This window comes from Sorangium sp. So ce1153 (assembly GCF_051521595.1).
GTDB lineage: Bacteria > Myxococcota_A > Polyangia > Polyangiales > Polyangiaceae > Sorangium.
Genome location: NZ_CP150361.1, coordinates 2350652 through 2368338 on the forward strand (window position 1 = coordinate 2350652; position 17687 = coordinate 2368338).

Genomic DNA, 17687 nt, shown 5'->3' on the forward strand with positions numbered 1-17687 from the left:
AAGGACGCGGCGGAGCTCGCGGCCGCGGCCGCCGGCGCCCCGACGCGGCAGCCGCACCCGCCGTCGTCGACGGGAGGCCGGTCGACCCACGTTCACCCTGCCGACGTGCCGCACGGAGCAAGAAGCCAACGCGCGGCTGCAGGTGCTGTCCGAGCTTGCGGGACGACTGCTCGCCGCCGGCCAGATCGTGCTCGGCGTGCCGCTGCTGGAGCAGGCTGCCGCGTGCGAGGGAAACGCTCTCCGGGATGTCCGGCTCACCGAGTACTTGCGCTCGCGACCTATCCTGCGCGTATCATCGCCAACAATCCGTTGCCACGTGGATGGATTCCCAAGGCGGGCGACAACAAGGCCAAAAGCTCTCTCTACCCCGACGAGGACAGACGCCTCATGGCGGCGAGAAGCGCCGTCCGGGGCGCCGCTGGCGATAAGGCCTCTCCTGAGTCGCCTGGCAGCTGGCGTCCTCTCGATTCCATATCAGTCTAGTGCGCTGATGATCGACCGCGCGCGTGTCCGTCAGGCCCGGAGCGGGCCATGATCGGATATCGCCGTTCCCGCGAGACGCGGAGGAGATCGAGGTGTCAGTGCCAGCGGACCTCTTCAGAAGCGCTCCGTTCACGAGGGGCCTGTCGTCGCTCGTCATCGCCGCCGCCGTGACCGCGTCCGGCTGCGACGGCGGAGGGAGCTCGCCGGGCCCGGAGGCCAGCGGCGGCGGGGCCGTCGTCGGCGGAGGCGGGGGCGGGGACGCCGGGGGCGGTGCAGGTGGCAGCGGCGGCGGCGGAGCGCCCTGCGGCGCCCCCGCGGACTGCCCCGGCGTCGACGGCGAGTGCCAGCGCCGCACCTGCGAGGGCGGCCGGTGCGGCCTCGACCCGGCGCCGCGGGGCAAGCCTGTGGCCGAGCAGGTCGCGGGCGACTGCAAGAAGAGCGTTTGCGATGGGCAAGGCGCCGTGATCGAGCTCGATGACGAGCAAGACGCCTTCTCCGACGGAGACCCGTGCTCGGCGGACGTCTGCGTCGCCGGCGCGCCGGAGAACCGGCCGGCGCCGGCCGCCACGGTGTGCGGCGGCCCCGGCGCGGCCGGAGGTCGCTACTGCGACGGAAATGGCGCCTGCGTCGAGTGCCTCGCGGCGGGCGATTGCCTGAGCAACGTCTGTGTCGCGAACCGGTGCGTGGCGCCCGGTTGCGGCGACGGCGTGGCGAACGGCGACGAGACCGACGCGGACTGCGGGGGCCCCGCCTGCGTGCCGTGCGCGGACCTGGCCGCCTGCCTCGCCGCCGCCGACTGCCAGAGCGGCATCTGCAGGGACGGACTGTGCGCGGCGTCCTCGTGCAGCGACGGCGCGAGGAACGGGGCCGAGACGGACCGCGACTGCGGCGGCCCGGCGTGCCCGCCGTGCGCCACCGGCAAGTCGTGCGCCGTGGACGACGACTGCCTGGGCGGCCGGTGCTCGGGGACGACGTGCCTCCCTTCGTGCACCGACGTCGCCCGGAACGGCGCGGAGACGGACGTCGACTGCGGCGGCCCGGCGTGCGCCGGGTGCGCCGCCGGCATGCGCTGCGCGGCCGGGCGCGACTGCCTGAGCGGCGTGTGCAGCGCCGCGGGGGAGTGCGCCGCGCCGGCGTGCGGCGACGGCGTCGTCAACGCCGCCAGCGAGGCGTGCGACGACGGCAACGCCAGCAACACCGACGCGTGCCTCGCGACGTGCGCGGCGGCCGCGTGCGGCGACGGGTTCGTGCAGGCCGGCGTGGAGGCGTGCGACGACGGCAACGCCAGCGACACCGACGCGTGCCCGGCCAGCTGCGCGCGGGCGGCGTGCGGGGACGGGTTCGTGCGCACCGGCGTCGAGGCGTGCGACGACGGAAACCGGAGCGCCGGCGACGGGTGCAGCCCCGCGTGCCTCATCGAAGGCTGCGGCGACGGCGTGGTCCGGGCCGGCGAGGAGTGCGACGACGGCGACACCGACAGCGCCGACGGCTGCCCCATCACCTGCCGCGCCGCGCGGTGCGGCGACGGGTTCGTTCGCGCCGGCGTCGAGGGCTGCGACGACGCGAACGCGTCGGGCGGCGACGGCTGCAGCGCGACGTGCGCCGTGGAGGCGGGCTACACCTGCCGGGGCACGCCCAGCGTGTGCACCTACACCAAGGAGCGCGACTGCGGCGACGCGGACGACGACGACCTCGACGGCGAGACGGACTGCGACGACCCGGACTGCGCGCTGGGCTGCGAGGATGTCGTGGGCGAATGCCCGCCCGGGCAGGTGCTGTGGGTGCAGTCGTCCGCGGACGTGCCCAGGAACGTCGCCGACCGCTCAACCGCCACGAGCGTGCTCGCGATCCCGTCGGTCGGCGTGATCCGGCGCGTGTCGCTGGAGCTCGACATCACGCACCCGTTCGACGGGGACATCGACGTCTCGCTCACGTCTCCGGCGGGCGCGACGGTCGATGTCTCGAGCGACAACGGGGGCTCCGGCGACAACTACCGCGGGACGATCTTCGATATGGGCTGCGCGGCCCCGGTCACGGCGGCGATGGCGCCGTTCCGCGGGTGCTACCGCCCGGAGGCGTCGTTCGCGGCGCTCCTGTCCGGGCCGGCGAACGGCACGTGGACGCTCCGGGTCGGGGACGACGCCGGCTCCGACTCCGGCACGCTCGACGCGTGGTCCCTCGCCCTCTGCATCGCCCCTTGAGCGCGCGCCGCGCCCGTCCGGCGAGCGCAGCCGCGCTCGCCTGGCCTGGTCTCCCGTACCGGCGTCCCTCGATCCGTGCCAGGGTGCGCGCGTGCCCTGGGTTCGCGCATCGCTTCGAGGTCAAACCGTCTACGCCCGCGCGGACGCCGCCGGCGCCCTGGCCCCGGAGGAGGGGGGCGGCGTCGAGATCCGCTACAAGCCGCACGACGGCCGGCGGTACAAGGCGCGCCCGGACAACCTGACCATCGTCGACCCGAAGGTGTTGCCCGACGACACCTGCGGCCCCGCCGAGGCGGTCGTCAAGACGCGCGCCGGCGAGCAGCCGGAGGGGGCGGGGGGCGCGGGTGCTCCGGCGGCGTCCGGCCCAGCGCGCGCGCAGCGCAAGGCGTCGGCGCGGGGGGCGACCGCCGCGGCGCCGGTCCCGGAAGGGGCCGTCATCGTCTACGCCGACGGCGCCTGCTCGGGCAACCCGGGGCCCGCCGGGCTCGGCGTGGTGGTCATCGACGGCGGCCGGCGGATCGAGCGCAGCGAGTACCTCGGCACCGCGACCAACAACATCGCGGAGCTGACAGCCATCCTCCGGTCGCTCGAGGAGGTGGAAGAGCCGGAGCGGCCCATCGTCATCCACACGGACAGCCAGTATTCGATCGGCGTGCTCCAGAAGGGGTGGAAGGCGAAGGCGAACGCCGAGCTCATCGCGTCGCTCCGCGGCGTGCTCGCGTCGCGCCCGCGCGCGCGCCTCGTGTATGTGCCGGGGCACGCGGGCGTGCTGCTCAACGAGCGCGCCGACGCGCTCGCGCGCGAGGCCGTCCGCGAGCGCGCGTCCCGGCGGACGGTGTACCCCGGCTCCAGCTGAGCCAGCGAGGCGGCCGTGGCCGCCGAGCGCGCCGCCCGTGTGCACGCGCGCGCTCGGCGGGGGCCCCGCGCGGCTCAGGAGAAGCCGTCGATGGCCGCGTTCAGCGTGGCGCTGGGCCGCAGCGCGGCGAACGTCTTCTGATCGTCGAAGTGGTAGTAGCCGCCGAGATCGACGGGCTTACCCTGCGCGCCGATCAGCTCGCCGTCGATCTTGGACTCGTTGTCCGTCAGCGTCTTGGCGAGCTTGCCGAACCTGGCCGCCAGCTCCTTGTCCTCGGTCTGCTTGGCGAGGGACTGCGCCCAGTAGAGCGCGAGGTAGAAGTGGCTGCCGCGGTTGTCGATCTCGCCGACCTTGCGCGCCGGGCTCTTGTTGTTCTCGAGGAACAGGCCGATCGCCGTGTCCAGCGCCTTGGCGAGCACCTTGGCCTTGGCGTTGTCGGTCTTGTTGGCGAGGTCCTCGATCGAGACCTGCAGCGCCAGGAACTCACCGAGCGAGTCCCAGCGCAGGTAGTTCTCTTTCTGCAGCTGCTGGACGTGCTTCGGCGCCGAGCCGCCGGCGCCCGTCTCGTAGAGGCCACCGCCGGCCAGGAGCGGCACGATGGAGAGCATCTTGGCGCTGGTGCCCAGCTCCAGGATCGGGAACAGGTCCGTCAGGTAGTCGCGCAGCACGTTGCCGGTGACGCTGATGGTGTCCTTGCCCTCCTTCATGCGGGCGAGCGTGAACTTCATCGCCTCGACCGGGCTCTTGATCGGGAGCTCCAGGCCCTGGGTGTCGTGCTCGGGCAGGTAGGCCTTGACCTTGGCGATCAGGTTCCTGTCGTGGGCGCGGTTCTCGTCGAGCCAGAACACCGCCGGGGCGCCCGTGGCGCGCGCGCGGGTGACGGCCAGCTTGACCCAATCCTTGATCGCGATGTCCTTCGTCTGGCAAGCGCGGAAGATGTCGCCAGCTTCGACCTCCTGCTCCAGCAGGGCGTTGCCGGAGGCGTCGACGACGCGCACCGTGCCGCTCTCGGCGATCTTGAAGGTCTTGTCGTGTGAGCCGTACTCCTCCGCGGCCTGCGCCATGAGCCCCACGTTCGGCGAGCTGCCCATCGTGCGCGGGTCGAACGCCCCGTGCTGCTTGTGGAACTCGACCGTGGCCTGGTAGATGCCGGCGTAGGAGCGGTCGGGGATCGTGAACTTGGTGTCGTAGAGCTTGCCGTCGGTGCCGTACATCTTGCCGCTGGAGCGGATGGCCGCCGGCATCGAGGCGTCGATGATCACGTCCGAGGGCACGTGCAGGTTGGTGATGCCGCGGTCTGAATCGACCATGGCGAGCGTCGGGCGTTGCTCGTAGAGGGCCTTGATGTCCGCCTCGATCTTCGCCTTCTCGTCTGCCGGCAAGCTCTGGATCTTGGTGTACAGGTCGCCGATTCCGTTGTTCGGGTCGAAGCCGACCTTGGCCAGCGCGGCCGCGTGCTTGTCGAGCGCCTCGGCATAAAACACGCTGACGGCGTGCCCGAAGAGGATCGGGTCGCTGACCTTCATCATCGTGGCCTTGAGGTGCAGGGAGAACAGCACACCCTGCTTCTTCGCGTCCGCCACCTGCTCGGCGTAGAACGCGCGCAGGGCCCTGGCGCTCATCACGCTGGCGTCGACGACCTCGCCCGCCTGCACCTTGACGCTCGGCTTGAGCACGGTCGTCTTGCCGCCGGCGACGAGCTCGATCTTCAGCTCCTGCGCCTTGTCGACCACGACCGACTTCTCGCTGCCGTAGAAGTCGCCGCCGGACATGTGCGCGACGTGGCTCTTCGAGTCACGGCTCCACGCGCCCATCGAGTGCGGGTGCTTCCTGGCGTACTCCTTGACGGCGGGCGAGGCGCGGCGATCGCTGTTGCCCTCGCGCAGGACGGGGTTCACGGCGCTGCCGAGCACCTTGGCGTAACGTGCCTTGATCGCCTTCTCCTCGTCCGTCTTCGGCTCGGAGGGATAGTCCGGCACGGCGTAGCCCTGCTGCTGCAGCTCCTTGATGGCGGCCACGAGCTGCGGGATCGAGGCGCTGATGTTGGGCAGCTTGATGATGTTGGCGTTCGGCGTCTTGGCCAGCTCGCCGAGCTCTGCCAGGTGGTCGCCGAGCTTCTGGTTGTCCGTCAGGCGCTCCGGGAAGTTGGCGAGGATGCGGCCCGCCAGCGAGATGTCGCGCGTCTCGACCCGGACCCCGGCGGCTTTCGTGAACGCCTCGACGATCGGGAGGAGCGAGTACGTGGCCAGGGCCGGCGCCTCGTCTGTCTTCGTGTAGATGATGGTAGAATTTTGCGTTTCCACTGGTTCCTCGAGGGTTGAAAGGGCCGGGATTGTCGGGAAGGTTTCGTCCGGCGCCAAGGGCCCGTCGCACCGTACGCCTCCTCGACCGCGCGTCGAAGACGGGCTGGCTCGCGCGCCCGATGTCCGGTCCGGCCCCGTCTCCCTCGATGATGGGGACGACGGGGTTGTCCGGCGCGACCAGCGCGCCGGCCTGCGACATGGAGATCGGTCGTCTCGCTCGTCCTTGCGTGGGCTCGGGGCAGGTCGTCGTCGCGGCCGCTTACCGCGCCGGGATCGCTGCGGCAACAGGCTGGACCGCGGGGGACGCGCGGCGCGCCGCGAGGGAGGCGCGCCGCTCCATGCCGGGCCGCGCCGGTCTGGAAACGCGTGGAACCGGCCGGGGTCCAGTGGTAGAGGCGCCCGATGCGCGCACCGCTCCGCCTCGCCCTCGCCGGGGTCTTCGCCGCCGCCTGCCTCGCGGCCCCGCTCGCCCGCGCGGTCGTGAGCGAGCGCATCGTCGCGGTCGTCGGCGATCGCGCCATCCTGCTCTCGGACCTGCGGCAGCGGGCCCGGCCCTTCCTCCTGCAGATCCAGGCGCGCGTCCCGCCGGGCGCGCAGCAGGCCGCGGCCGAGTCGCAGGTCCTGCGCGAGCTCATCCAGAAGATGGTGGACGAGGAGCTCGAGAGCCTGGCGGCCGAGAAGGCCAATGTCCGCGTGACCTCCGAGGAGATCGAGAACGCCTTCCGGAACATCGCCGCCGCGGAGCAGACGACGATCGAGGAGCTGTTCCGGCTGGCGCGGACGAGCTCCGGGCTCACCGAGCAGGAGTACCGCGACGAGATCCGCCGGCAGATCCTCGAGGGCAAGATGCTGCAGCTGCGCGTGAAGGGCCGCGTGCGCCTCACCGAGCAGGACGTGCAGTCCGCCTTCGATCGGCTCGTGCGCGAGGAGCGCCGGCGGCGGGAGTACCACCCGGCGTGGATCGTCCTGCGCGTCCTGCCCGGCTCGAGCGCCGAGGCGGTCGAGGAGCGCCGCGCGCTGGCCGCGGCGATCGCGGATCGCGCGCGGCGGGGCGAGGATTTCGCGGCGCTCGCGCGGCAGTTCTCGGACGACACGGCGACCCGCGAGGAGGGCGGCGACCTCGGGGTCCGCGCGCCCCAGGGGACGCAGGCCGCCGCGACCGGCCAGCGCGAGGTGATGGCCCCGGAGCTCGAGGCCGCGCTCATGACGATCGAGCCCGGCGGCGTGACCGGGCCGATGCGCGCGGGCGATGCGTTCGTGGTGATGAAGCTCCTGAGCCGCCAGCCGTCCCGCTTCACCACGCTCGAGGCCGCTCGCCCGGAGATCCTGCAGCGGCTTCAGGCCGAGATCCTGCAGAAGGCGAAGGTGAAGTGGCTGGACGAGCTGAAGCGCGGGACGCACGTCGAGGTCCGGCTCTGACGCGCGGGGGCGCGGGGGGTGGGGGGAGCGCGGAGGGTGCGAGGCGTGCGAGGCGTGCGAGGCGTGGGATGAGCGCGGGCGTCGACGGCGACGCGGTCGTCCCCGAGTGCACCGCGTGCGGCACCTGCTGCTTCTCGGGCCTGCCCGAGTACGTCCGGGTCTTCGGGTGCGACCACGATCGCATGGATGACCGCGCGCGGGGGCTCACGCACTTCATCGGCAACCGCTGCTACATGCGCATCGAGGACGGCCGCTGCGCCGCGCTCACGCTCGACGCGGAGCTCGGCCGGTTCCTCTGCTCGATCTACGAGGTGCGGCCCGACTGCTGCCGCGCCCTCGAGCGCGGCAGCGGCGCGTGCCTCGGCGAGCTGCACGAGAAGCGGGAGCGGCCGCTGATCGCGCTCGACGCGCTCCGGCGCCGCGCGGGCGGCGGGGGCGGCGCGGGGCAGGGCGGCGGCCCGGCGTAAGCGCCGCGCCGCCCGCCTCGCCGTCACGGCGAGGCGTCCCTGTCCTCCACCGGCGGCGCGCCCGCGTCGAGCACCGCGCGGTCGATCCGCATGCTCACGTCGAGCGTGACCGTCTGCCCGGCGGAGACGGAGATCGTGCGCTTCTCCTCGGGCGCGTTCGGGTGCCGGAACGTGACGAAGTGCCGGCCGGCCTGGAGCGGGATCGGCCGCGCCATCGGCGTTACATCGATGAGCTCCCCGTCGATGACGACCTCCGCCCACGGCCTGGCGAGCACCTTCAGGTAGCCGCGCTCCTCGGAGTCCGCGGCGGGCTGCCGCGCTTCAGCGCTCGGCGGCGCGGCCGCGTCGCTCTGGCGCAGGCCGAGCTCGATGAGCGCGCCGCCCGCGAGGACCAGCGCGAAGATGCCCGCGAGCCGGCCCACGTCGGGCGCGAGCGACGGCGCGCTCCGCCGCTCGGCGGCGGGGCGCACGGACGGCAGCTGCGCGGGCGGCAGCTCGTCCCCGCCGAGCTTCGCCGCCGCGAGCGCCCGCGCGATGAGCGCGCGCGGCGCCGGGTGACCGCGCTCGGAGAGCTCCTCGGCCAGGGCGTCCGCGACCGCGCGGCCGTTCTCGTAGCGCTGCTCCGGGTCCTTCTCGAGGCACCGGAGCACGACCCGCTCGAGCCCGCGCGACACGTCGGGCACGAGCCCCCGCAGCGGCTGCGGCGGCGCGCTGCGGATGCGGTGCGCGACGGCCCTGCCCTCGGCCCACCGGTCCTCATCGCGCTCGCGCGGCGCGCGGGACGCCCTCGACGCGTTTGACGCGCCCGACGCGCCCGACGCGCCCGACGCGCCCGACGTCCGATTCCCTTCCTCCGCCTCCGCCCTGGGCTCGTCGAAGGGGCGCGCGCCGGTGAGCATCTCGAACAGCACCACGCCGAGCGTGAACACGTCGGCCTGCGGGCCTGTATCTGCCCCGAGGATCTGCTCGGGCGCCATGTAGTCGGGCCGCGCGAACGTGTCGCTCCCCTCGAACGGCTCGGGCAGCGACGGCAGCCGGCCGTCGAACGCCGCCGCGAACTCGAGGATCTTCACCCCGCCCGACGGCGTGACGATCACGCGCTCGGGGCGCAGCTCGCGGTGCACCACGCCCCGCTCGTGCGCGTGCCCGAGGCCGCGCGCGATCTCGAGCGCGATGGCCGCGGCGGCGCCCTCGTCGAGCCGGCCCGCGCGCGCGCACAGCTCGGCCAGCGTCGGCCCCGAGAGCGGCTCCAGCACGAGCCAGATCCGGTCCTCGTCGCGCTGGAAGTCGTGGATGTCGATGATGTTGGGGTGCCGGATGCGCGCGAGGATCTTCGCCTCGCGCTCGAGGCCGGCCGCGAACGCGCTCGCGGCCGACACCGTGGGCTTCAGCGTCTTGACCAGCGCCGCCCGGCCGAGCTCGGCGTGCTCGGCCCGGTACGTCACCGTGAGCGCCCGCGCCGAGACGGCCTCGCGCAGGATGTACGGGCCGAGCTGCCTCTCCGCCGCGACCACTTCCTATTGTCGAACGCGGAGCGAGCGCCCCGTCATCGCCGCGGGCTGCGGAATGCCGAGGATCTCGAGCATCGTCGGCGCCACGTCGCAGATGCGCCCGCCCGACCGGAGCACGACGCCCTTGTCGTGCTGGTTCAGGTAGTAGAACGGCACCGGGTTGAGCGTGTGGGCCGTGTGCGGGTTGCCGTGCTCGTCCTTCATCTGCTCGCAGTTGCCGTGGTCCGCGGTGATCATGAGCGCGCCGCCGGCCTCGCGCACGGCGTCCGCGATGTCCCCGAGCCCCTTGTCGACCGCCTCGACGGCGTGGATGGCGGCCTCGAGGATGCCCGTGTGCCCGACCATGTCCGGGTTCGCGAAGTTCACCAGGATGAAGTCGTACTTCCCGCTCTTGATCGCGGCCACGACCTCGCTCGCGACGCCCGCCGCGCTCATCTCGGGCTTCTGGTCGTAGGTGGCGACGTCGCGCGGCGAGGGCACGAGCTTCCGGTCCTCACCCTGGAAGCTCTCCTCGCGCCCGCCGTTGAAGAAGTACGTGACGTGCGCGTACTTCTCGGTCTCCGCGCACCGGAGCTGCGTGAGCCCGGCGCCGGAGATCACCTCGGGGAACGACTGGGTGATCTCGTCCTTCGGGAACGCGACCGGCAGCTTCAGCGCCGCGTCGTACTCGGTCATGCAGCTGTAGCAGTGCTCCTGGAAGGCGTGGACCGGCTTGCCGCGGTCCGTGAGGAACTCGAGGACCTCGGGCGGCAGGTTCCGCCGCGTGAGCATCGCCGAGATCTCGCGCATGCGATCGGGCCTGAAGTTGACGGCGAGGCCGACCTCCTCTCCCCACCACTCCCATTTCGAGTCCTTCGCGGCGAAGTCGGCCATGAAGTCGCCCTTGATGCCCTGGTAGTCGCCGATGCGGACCGGCTCGACGAACTCGTCCGTCTTGCCGAGGGCGTATGATTGCTGGATCGCGTCGTACGCGCTGTCGGCCCGCGGCGCCTCGCCGCGCACGATCGCCGAGTAGGCCTTCATCACGCGGTCCCAGCGCTTGTCGCGGTCCATGGCGTAGTACCGGCCCGAGACGGTGCCGATGACGCCGACGCCCTCGAGCGCTTGCTCGACCTGCTCGATGTAGCCCCACGCGCTCTTCTGCGCCGTGTCGCGCCCGTCGAGGAACGCGTGCAGGACGACGGGGACCTCGTGGAACTTCGCGAGCTTGAACAGCGCGAAGAAGTGATCGAGCGACGAGTGCACGCCGCCGTCGGAGACGAGCCCGAAGAGGTGCAGCCGGCACTTGCGGTCCTGCGCGATGCGGAACGCCCTGTCGATGACCTCGTTCGAGCCGAGCTTGTTCTCGGCGATCGCGACGTCGATGCGCGAGATGTCCATCAGCGCGATCCTGCCCGCGCCGAAGTTCAGGTGGCCGACCTCGCTGTTGCCCATCTGCCCCACCGGCAGGCCGACGTCGGGGCCGCTCGTCCCGATCAGCGTCTTCTGGGCGTCGCGCTTGATCGCGTCGAGGTGCGGCATCGTCGCGAGGGCGATCGCGTTCTGGTCCTTTTCTTCGCGCTCGCCGAATCCGTCGAGGATACAGAGGACGAGCGGGCGGGGGCGTTGACTGGGAGAGGGGGCGGCTTCGCTCATGGCGGCGGAATCTACAACGAAGCCGCGGCGATCGGGGGGGCGGCTCAGGGAATTTCTACCCCTCCTCTGACGTCCGCACGTCCGCACGTCCGCACGTCCGCGCGTCCGCGTGCCCGGGGGGCCGGGCGCCCGCGGGGCCTGGCCCCCGGCGCGCTCGCCGCCCGCCATCGTGGGGGAGGCGGCGGGCGGCGGCCGGGGCTGTCGCGCGCCCTCGGCCTCCCGTACGATGGCGGACGCCGCATGGGAGGACCTCGATGACCCAGGCCCCGCCGTTCCACCTCGCCTTCCCGGTCTCGGACCTCGAGGCGACCCGCCGCTTCTACGTCGACGTGCTGGGCTGCCGCGTCGGGCGCGAGGCCGCGCGCTGGATCGACTTCGACTTCTTCGGCCACCAGATCTCGGCGCATCTGGTGGATAAGGCCCGCGTCGATGAGGCCCGCGTCGATGAGGCCGGGGCCGTCCTCCCCACGAACCCGGTCGACGGCAAGGATGTGCCGGTGCGCCACTTCGGCGCCATCCTCGAGTGGCGCGCCTGGCACGCGCTGGTCGAGCGGCTCCGCGAGCTCGGGGTGCAGTTCCTGATCGAGCCGCACATCCGCTTCGTCGGCGAGCCCGGCGAGCAGGCGACGCTCTTCGTCGTCGATCCCAGCGGTCATGCGCTGGAGTTCAAATCGTTCAGGGACACGAGACAGATCTTCGCGACGTGAGCCGCGGGCGTACGGCGTGCGTGCTAACATCCGCCCATGTCCGACAGCGCTCGTCGCGCCACGTACCAGGATGTGCTTGACACGCCGCCGAACCAGGTGGCCGAGATCCTGAACGGCGTGCTCCACGCGACCCCGCGGCCGTCGCTGTCCTGCCGCAATGTCACCTCGGTGCTCGCCGGCGAGCTCTACCTGCCGTTCCGCCGGGGCATCAAGGGGCCCGGGCGGTGGGCGCTGCTCGTCGAGCCCGAGCTGCACCTCGGCACCGATCCGGACATCGTCATCCCCGACATCGCCGCGTGGCGCCGCGACCGGATGCCGCAGATCCCGATGCGGAACGCGGCCATCTTCCTCGCGCCCGACTGGGTGTGCGAGGTGATCTCGCCGTCCACCGAGGCGCTCGATCGACGCGAAAAGATGGAGATCTACGCGCGCGAGCACGTGGCGCACTACTGGCTCATCGACCCGCGGCTCCGGCTGCTCGAGGTCCACCGCAACGAAGCGGGGCGGTTCGCGCGCGCGGGCGCCTGGGAGGGCGAGGTCACCGTGCGCGCGGCGCCGTTCGACGCGGTGGAGATCGAGCTCGGCGTTCTCTGGCAGGAATAGCGCAGGAACAGCGCAGGAACGGCGCAGCAGGAGCGCCGTAGAAGTAGCGGGCGGCCGCGGGGTTCCGGGTCCCCTCGGAGCGACCGGATGTCCCCGGAGGCGCTCGCGAGGGCAGGAAGCGGGCCCGCGTCCGGCGTGGCCGCGGATCGTGCCGGCCCGCGCTTGCGATCGAGGCGCGCCGTCCCAGGATCCACGGGCGCCGGAGGGTGGTGCTGTCATTTGCCCAGAGAGGGTTCACATGAAGGCGGTAAGGCGGGAAGATCATTGAGATTTTCTTCCCGCCTTACCGCCTTCATGTTCAAATGACAGCACTACCCGCCGGAGGCCAGCGATCGCCGGTCGCTTCGCAGGCCGCTGACGGGAGCGGACACGGGTTCGACGAGCGGTAGAGCTCGCCGGCTCTCCGGCGTCGCGCGACCCGCCGGGTCCGCGAGGCCGCACGGAGAGGGCTCGCGGCGCGCGCGTTGCCTGCCCGGACAGGGACGGTCCCATGGTGGGCAACACCGACTTCGAGGAGGAAAGGCTCGGCGGCCCCGGTGACCTGGAAGGGCCCGACCTGGGCCGGCAGCTCGATCCGGGCGACTGCGCGCGCGAGCCCATCCACATCCCCGGGTCGATCCAGCCCCACGGCGTGCTCCTCTCGCTGAAGGAGCCAGAGCTCACGATCGTCCAGGCGAGCGCGAGCACCGCGGCGCTCCTCGCGATCGATCCGCGCGCGCTGCTCGGCCAGCCGGCGTCGCGCCTGCTCGATCGCGCCTCGATCCGGCGCATCCACGCCGCCCTGGAGGGCCGGCTCATCCGCGGCCGGAACCCGCTCCTGGTGAGCGCGGCGGGGGTGCGCTTCGACGGGATCCTCCACCGCTCCGACGGGCTGCTCGTCCTGGAGCTTGAGCCGCGCGACGCCGAAGAAGGGTGTTACGACCTGCTCGACCAAACGTTCGCGATCATCGATCGACTCCGGTCCTCGTCGACGACAGAGGAGCTGTGCCAGCGGGCGACCGAGGAGATCGGCCGGCTCACCTGCTTCGAGCGGACGATGATCTACCGGTTCCACGAGGACGGGCACGGGGAGGTGATCGCCGAGTCGCTCGCCCCGGAGATGGAGCCTTATCTGCACCTGCACTACCCGGCTTCCGACATCCCCGAGCAGGCGCGCCGGCTCTACGTCTTCAACCGGACGCGCCAGATCGTGGACATCGACGACCGGCCCGCCGCCATCCTCCCGCCCGACAACCCGCTCACCGGGCGCCCCCTCGATCTCTCGTGCTCGGCGCTGCGCAGCGTGGCCCCGGCGCACCTCGAGTACCTGCGCAACATGGGGGCGCGCGCGTCGATGTCGATCGCCCTCCTGCGGGGGGACGCGCTCTGGGGGCTCGTCGCGTGCCATCACCGGCAGCCTCACCGCGTCTCCTTCAGGTACCGCATGGTGTGCGAGCTCCTCGGCCAGGTCCTCGCGTGGAACATCGACGCGATGGAGCAGCGCGGGAGCGCCGAGGCGCGCCTGCGGGGGGGCGCCGTCTGCGCCCGGCTGCTCGAGCAGATCGCGGCCGAGCGGGACATCGCCGCCGGCCTCTCGGCGCGATCGGCGACGATCCTGGACCTGGTCGACGCGGGCGGCGCCGCGATCCGGCAGGACGGCGGGTGGGCGCGCCTCGGCCGGACGCCGGGCGCCGCGGACCTCGACGAGCTCGCGCGGTGGCTGGAGGAGCGCGACGCCAGGGCGGCGTACGCGACGAGCTCCCTGGCGAAGGAGCGCCCGGCGCTCGAGCGCCTGAAGGACGTCGCGTGCGGCGTCCTGGCGATCCAGTTCCCCGGCGCGCCGTGCTCCCTGATCGCGTGGTTCCGGCCGGAGATCGAGCGCTGCGTGCTCTGGGGCGGCGAGCCCGGCGCGGGGCCGAGCGGCCGCCACGGGGGCGGGCAGCTCCACCCGAGGACGTCCTTCGCGGCGTGGCGGCAGCTCGTCCGGCTGGAGGCGCAGCCGTGGCAGCCCTGGGAGATCGCGGCCGCGGAGGACCTGCGGGGCGCGATCGTGGGGACGGTGCTGGGCAGGGCGGCCGAGCTCGAGCGGCTCAACCGCGAGCTGCGCGAGGCCGTGCGGATGCGCGACGACTTCATGTCGATGGCGTCGCACGAGCTCAGGACGCCGATCTTCACCCTGGCGCTCCAGATCGAGGGCGTGTCCCGGGCCGCGAGCGCGCGCCGCGACGCGTTCACCGCGGAGCGGGTTCAGGGGCGGGCCGACGTGGCGCGGCGCCAGGTGAAGCGGCTGGAGCAGCTCGTCGGAGTGCTGCTCGATTTCTCGCGCATCAACGCCGGGAGGCTCACGCTCGACCTCGAGGAGGTGAGCCTCCCGAAGCTCCTCGGCGACGTGGTGGCCCGCTTCAACGACGACCTGAAGGCGGCCGGATGCAGGCTCTCCCTGCGCGTGGAGCAGGACATCGTCGGCTGGTGGGACCCGATGCGGCTCGACCAGGTGATCACGAACCTCCTCTCCAACGCGATCAAGTACGGCGCCGGCGAGCCGATCGAGATCGAGGCGGCGAGGCACGGCGCCTCGGCCCGCGTCGCGGTGATCGATCGCGGCATCGGCATCGACACGAGCGCGCACGGGCGCATCTTCGAGCGGTTCGAGAGGGCCGTCTCGTCCGGGCACTACAGCGGCCTCGGCCTCGGCCTGTGGATCGTGCACCAGATCGTGGAGCGGCTCGGCGGCACCGTGGCGGTGAGCTCGGCGCCGGGGCAGGGCTCCACGTTCACCGTGGACCTGCCGCTCGCCGGGCCGGGGCCGTCCGAGCAGGCGCCGTCCGAGGCGGCCGCGGCGCCGGGGGGGCGATCCGACGGAGGAGCGAGATGAGCTGGCGGCGCGCGCGTCTCGTCGGCCGGCCCGCTCAGCGTCGCCTCCCTCATCTGGCGGCGGCTCTGGATCGGTGTGACAGCGGCCTGTGCCTCGCCGTCCTCCTGCCCTGTCCCGAGGGCTGGGCCGCCTTCAACTCCGATGGCCGTTACCAGTTCGGCGGCGACATCGCCGGCTCCTTCTGGCACGTGATCTGGCACGTGATCGGACTCTGTCGCTTCGAGCCGGGCGAGCTCGACCCTACCTGCCGACCCCTCTCCGCATTTCCAACGGCGAGCCCCTCATCGCGCTCCCGGCCGCCGGCACACCGCCCGCGAACGGCACCGCATCGGTGGAAGATGCCTGAGCCCAGGCCGAGCCGCGATATAGCGAATCGATCTGCGCCGCGGAGCACGCGGCCCAGGTCCCCCGCAGGCCGGGGTCGGCGCGTGCCTACTGGAAAGAGCCTCGCTCTTCGCGTGTGGTGCGGACAGCCGCTTCTGCGTCTCGCCGTGGCTCAGCGCTCGAGCTTCTTCGCGAGCAACTCCTGCACTTCGGGCGGAATCGCACGCAAGATCTCTTCGGGCGTGAGCCCCTCGAGGCGCTGCTCGGGCGTCAGCCTTGCCAGGAGCTTCTCGGGGGGCAGCTGCGCGAGCATTTGCTCCAGCACCTCCTCGTAGCTCTGACGAGCCAGCTCGTAGTCCTTCATGGCCATGGTGCCCCGCTGCCTCCGGAACTGTTCGACCTGCTGGTACAGAGCATTGTACACCCGAGCTTCCTCCGGATCCAGCGGGAGAATCTGCCCCGCTCCCTTCAGGTACGCCCGGGAAAACATGTAGAGCAGATGCTCCGTGGGGCTTTGCCGGCAGGCCTCGCGTGTCTCCACGCCGTGGAGCGACAGGCCGCTGAGCTCGCCCCGCCAGAGGCCCCCTCCCAGCGGCGCGAAGGTCCCATGGTGGCGCTCGACCTGCCTGGCGAAGCTCGCGGGAATGCGATCGGCGATGACCATGAGGCACAGCTCGTCCGGATCGGCCAGCTTGTTGTGCCGCATGTAAAGGGCGCCGTAGGCGAGCAACGTCAGCACGTCCTCGGGCGCTAGGTCGTCGGTAGGGCCTTTGTGCTCGATGAGGGTGTGCTGCCGCAGATGACCGAAGATGCTGTGGAGCTTGCGCGCGTGGCCGGCCGGTTGGTCGACCAGACGCAGGACAACGATGTCCACCCGGAGCGGCATGCGGTTGAGCAAGAGCTCGGGAGACAGCCGCCACCCGCTGGGCAAGTAGAGCTCGAGCAGGGCAACGAGCATGGGATGCCAGGCGGTGACACCCTCCGGCGGAGGCGCTTCGGGCTCGGTCATGGCGCAAGACGCGTGTAGCCCGCGGCGGTGCGCGAGGCCAGCAGGAATCATGACGATCCTGTCCAGTATCGATGAGAATACTCAGCGGATTTGCGCACGACGGAGCGCGGTAGAACGTAATATCTGTGCTGGCGCGAGGGGTGCGCGTCACTCGCGTGACAGGGGGTGCTCACAAGCGCCAAGCCCGTCCGCAGAAGGCTCAAGATCTCTCGCGTGCCCGACGTGCCCGGGTGGGCGACCGCTGCGCCCCCGCTGGTCGTCGAGCACGCGGACGTGGTCCAGGGCGAGGCCGAGCTGCAGCGCAAGCTCGACGAGCTGCTGGCCGCGGGCACACACTGAATCTGGGTCGTGCGGCTGCACGGGACGCGGCGGGTCGAGGTCCACGCAGGACCCTCCCGTCATCGAGTAGCGTGAATGGCTGGCACTCCCTCAGGGCAGCCGGAACAGCGGGCGACCGTGCGCCATGGACGGCCACGGGATGGCGGCGAGCACGATGAGCAGCGCGAAGAGCACGCCGAGCGCCATGCGCCGGTGCCGCGTCGTGGGGTCCGATGCGCGCTTCGCCCGGGCTGAGGCGATGTGGGCGACCACCAGCGCCAGGACCATCCCGAAGACGTGCTCGACGGCGAAGAAGCGCAGCGCGGGGACAGGCATCGCGGCCTTCAGCGCGGCCAGCGACTTGGGCGTGAGCGGGCTGAGCGCGACGTAGAGCACCAGGCCGAGGAGGAGCTGGAGGTCCAGCGTGCCGACGAACGCGGCGCCGAGCTTGCGATCGGCCGCGGTCCACGGCCTGCGCTGCATCCAGCCCCGGGCCGATCGCACCAGCGTCGCCAGCCCGAGCAAAAGGACGGCCCAGCGCAGCCACGAGTGCAACAGAAGAACGATGGAATAGATCATGGTTTCTGCTTCCCGGCCGCGGTGCCGGCCTCGATGATGTACTGCGCCACGTCGGCGAGATCCGACGTGCGCATGCCGCGGAAGCTGGGCATCGGGGGGACGTCGGCGCGCTTGCGGCCCGGCTCCACGGCCCAGCGGACGATGCCCTCGGGGTCGGTCGCGTACAGGCCCGCGATCTCGCTGAGCGGGGGGCCGACCACCCTGGCCGCGGGGGCGTGGCAGGCAGCGCAGTGGGTGGAGAAGAGGGCCTTGCCCTGCTGGGCCTGCGGAGAGAGCGCGATCCCCTCGTCCGCGGGGGCGGTCCGCGTGCACGCGGCCGCGAGCAGGGGCAGGGCGGCGAGGAGCGGCGACCATCTCATAGGCGCGGGCCGGAACGTAGCGCATGACCGCATGCGCTGCAGGCGGCGCGACGCTACGA

At 72.1% G+C, this 17687-nt stretch carries 14 protein-coding genes; 8 read left to right on the top strand and 6 right to left on the bottom strand.

What is annotated here, in order from left to right:
• The first annotated feature begins 575 nt into the window (after positions 1 to 575).
• Positions 576 to 2684, top strand: coding sequence for a proprotein convertase P-domain-containing protein (locus WME85_RS08090; protein ID WP_437836745.1), 2109 nt, complete (start codon positions 576 to 578; stop codon positions 2682 to 2684).
• Between the two features lie 91 nt (positions 2685 to 2775).
• Complete coding sequence (locus WME85_RS08095) at positions 2776 to 3540, top strand: ribonuclease HI (RefSeq protein ID WP_437836747.1); 765 nt, start codon at positions 2776 to 2778, stop codon at positions 3538 to 3540.
• A 74-nt stretch (positions 3541 to 3614) separates the two neighbouring features.
• Here WME85_RS08095 and WME85_RS08100 read toward each other — a convergent pair whose 3' ends face one another.
• A complete protein-coding gene (locus WME85_RS08100; protein ID WP_437836748.1) occupies positions 3615 to 5843 on the bottom strand; it encodes an NADP-dependent isocitrate dehydrogenase in 2229 nt (742 codons plus the stop codon).
• A 402-nt stretch (positions 5844 to 6245) separates the two neighbouring features.
• Here WME85_RS08100 and WME85_RS08105 point away from each other — a divergent pair, with 402 nt between their 5' ends.
• Both WME85_RS08105 and WME85_RS08110 read left to right on the top strand, forming a co-directional pair.
• Positions 6246 to 7262 carry a peptidylprolyl isomerase gene (locus tag WME85_RS08105; RefSeq protein ID WP_437308541.1) on the top strand — a complete coding sequence of 339 codons (1017 nt, stop codon included), beginning with the start codon at positions 6246 to 6248 and terminating at the stop codon, positions 7260 to 7262.
• A 68-nt stretch (positions 7263 to 7330) separates the two neighbouring features.
• Positions 7331 to 7729 carry a YkgJ family cysteine cluster protein gene (locus WME85_RS08110; protein WP_437836751.1) on the top strand — a complete coding sequence of 133 codons (399 nt, stop codon included), beginning with the start codon at positions 7331 to 7333 and terminating at the stop codon, positions 7727 to 7729.
• 23 nt (positions 7730 to 7752) lie between these two features.
• On the opposite strand, the gene WME85_RS08115 is transcribed toward WME85_RS08110, so the two are convergent.
• Both WME85_RS08115 and gpmI read right to left on the bottom strand, forming a co-directional pair.
• On the bottom strand, positions 7753 to 9243 hold the full coding sequence (locus WME85_RS08115; RefSeq protein ID WP_437836753.1) for a serine/threonine protein kinase: 1491 nt from the start codon (positions 9241 to 9243) through the stop codon (positions 7753 to 7755).
• 3 nt (positions 9244 to 9246) lie between these two features.
• A complete protein-coding gene (gene gpmI, locus WME85_RS08120) occupies positions 9247 to 10875 on the bottom strand; it encodes a 2,3-bisphosphoglycerate-independent phosphoglycerate mutase (protein ID WP_437836755.1) in 1629 nt (542 codons plus the stop codon).
• 254 nt (positions 10876 to 11129) lie between these two features.
• Between gpmI and WME85_RS08125 the strand changes: the two genes are divergently transcribed.
• From WME85_RS08125 to WME85_RS08135, 3 genes are all read left to right on the top strand, one after another.
• Entirely contained in the window at positions 11130 to 11582 is a 453-nt protein-coding gene (locus tag WME85_RS08125) for a VOC family protein (RefSeq protein ID WP_437836757.1), read from the top strand.
• A 36-nt stretch (positions 11583 to 11618) separates the two neighbouring features.
• Positions 11619 to 12185, top strand: coding sequence for a Uma2 family endonuclease (locus WME85_RS08130; RefSeq protein WP_437836760.1), 567 nt, complete (start codon positions 11619 to 11621; stop codon positions 12183 to 12185).
• 490 nt (positions 12186 to 12675) lie between these two features.
• Positions 12676 to 15039 carry an ATP-binding protein gene (locus tag WME85_RS08135; protein WP_437836762.1) on the top strand — a complete coding sequence of 788 codons (2364 nt, stop codon included), beginning with the start codon at positions 12676 to 12678 and terminating at the stop codon, positions 15037 to 15039.
• Positions 15040 to 15535: 496 nt separating this feature from the next.
• On the opposite strand, the gene WME85_RS08140 is transcribed toward WME85_RS08135, so the two are convergent.
• Positions 15536 to 16372 (bottom strand): hypothetical protein, encoded by an 837-nt coding sequence (locus WME85_RS08140; RefSeq protein WP_437836764.1) that lies wholly within the window; start codon positions 16370 to 16372, stop codon positions 15536 to 15538.
• 213 nt (positions 16373 to 16585) lie between these two features.
• Here WME85_RS08140 and WME85_RS08145 point away from each other — a divergent pair, with 213 nt between their 5' ends.
• Positions 16586 to 16711 (top strand): hypothetical protein, encoded by a 126-nt coding sequence (locus tag WME85_RS08145; RefSeq protein WP_437836766.1) that lies wholly within the window; start codon positions 16586 to 16588, stop codon positions 16709 to 16711.
• A gap of 90 nt (positions 16712 to 16801) precedes the next feature.
• Here WME85_RS08145 and WME85_RS08150 read toward each other — a convergent pair whose 3' ends face one another.
• Both WME85_RS08150 and WME85_RS08155 read right to left on the bottom strand, forming a co-directional pair.
• Complete coding sequence (locus WME85_RS08150) at positions 16802 to 17269, bottom strand: hypothetical protein (RefSeq protein WP_437836769.1); 468 nt, start codon at positions 17267 to 17269, stop codon at positions 16802 to 16804.
• Positions 17266 to 17628 carry a c-type cytochrome gene (locus WME85_RS08155; RefSeq protein ID WP_437308553.1) on the bottom strand — a complete coding sequence of 121 codons (363 nt, stop codon included), beginning with the start codon at positions 17626 to 17628 and terminating at the stop codon, positions 17266 to 17268. Before WME85_RS08155 ends, WME85_RS08150 begins: the two co-directional genes overlap by 4 nt.
• Positions 17629 to 17687 lie beyond the last annotated feature (59 nt).

Coding starts and splice junctions, on each gene's coding strand:
- WME85_RS08105 (WP_437308541.1), top strand. CDS start 6,246: ATGCGCGCACCGCTCCGCCTCGCCCTCGCCGGGGTCTTCGCCGCCGCC.
- WME85_RS08110 (WP_437836751.1), top strand. CDS start 7,331: ATGAGCGCGGGCGTCGACGGCGACGCGGTCGTCCCCGAGTGCACCGCG.
- gpmI (WP_437836755.1), bottom strand. CDS start 10,875: ATGAGCGAAGCCGCCCCCTCTCCCAGTCAACGCCCCCGCCCGCTCGTC.
- WME85_RS08125 (WP_437836757.1), top strand. CDS start 11,130: ATGACCCAGGCCCCGCCGTTCCACCTCGCCTTCCCGGTCTCGGACCTC.
- WME85_RS08130 (WP_437836760.1), top strand. CDS start 11,619: ATGTCCGACAGCGCTCGTCGCGCCACGTACCAGGATGTGCTTGACACG.
- WME85_RS08135 (WP_437836762.1), top strand. CDS start 12,676: ATGGTGGGCAACACCGACTTCGAGGAGGAAAGGCTCGGCGGCCCCGGT.
- WME85_RS08140 (WP_437836764.1), bottom strand. CDS start 16,372: ATGACCGAGCCCGAAGCGCCTCCGCCGGAGGGTGTCACCGCCTGGCAT.
- WME85_RS08150 (WP_437836769.1), bottom strand. CDS start 17,269: ATGATCTATTCCATCGTTCTTCTGTTGCACTCGTGGCTGCGCTGGGCC.
- WME85_RS08155 (WP_437308553.1), bottom strand. CDS start 17,628: ATGAGATGGTCGCCGCTCCTCGCCGCCCTGCCCCTGCTCGCGGCCGCG.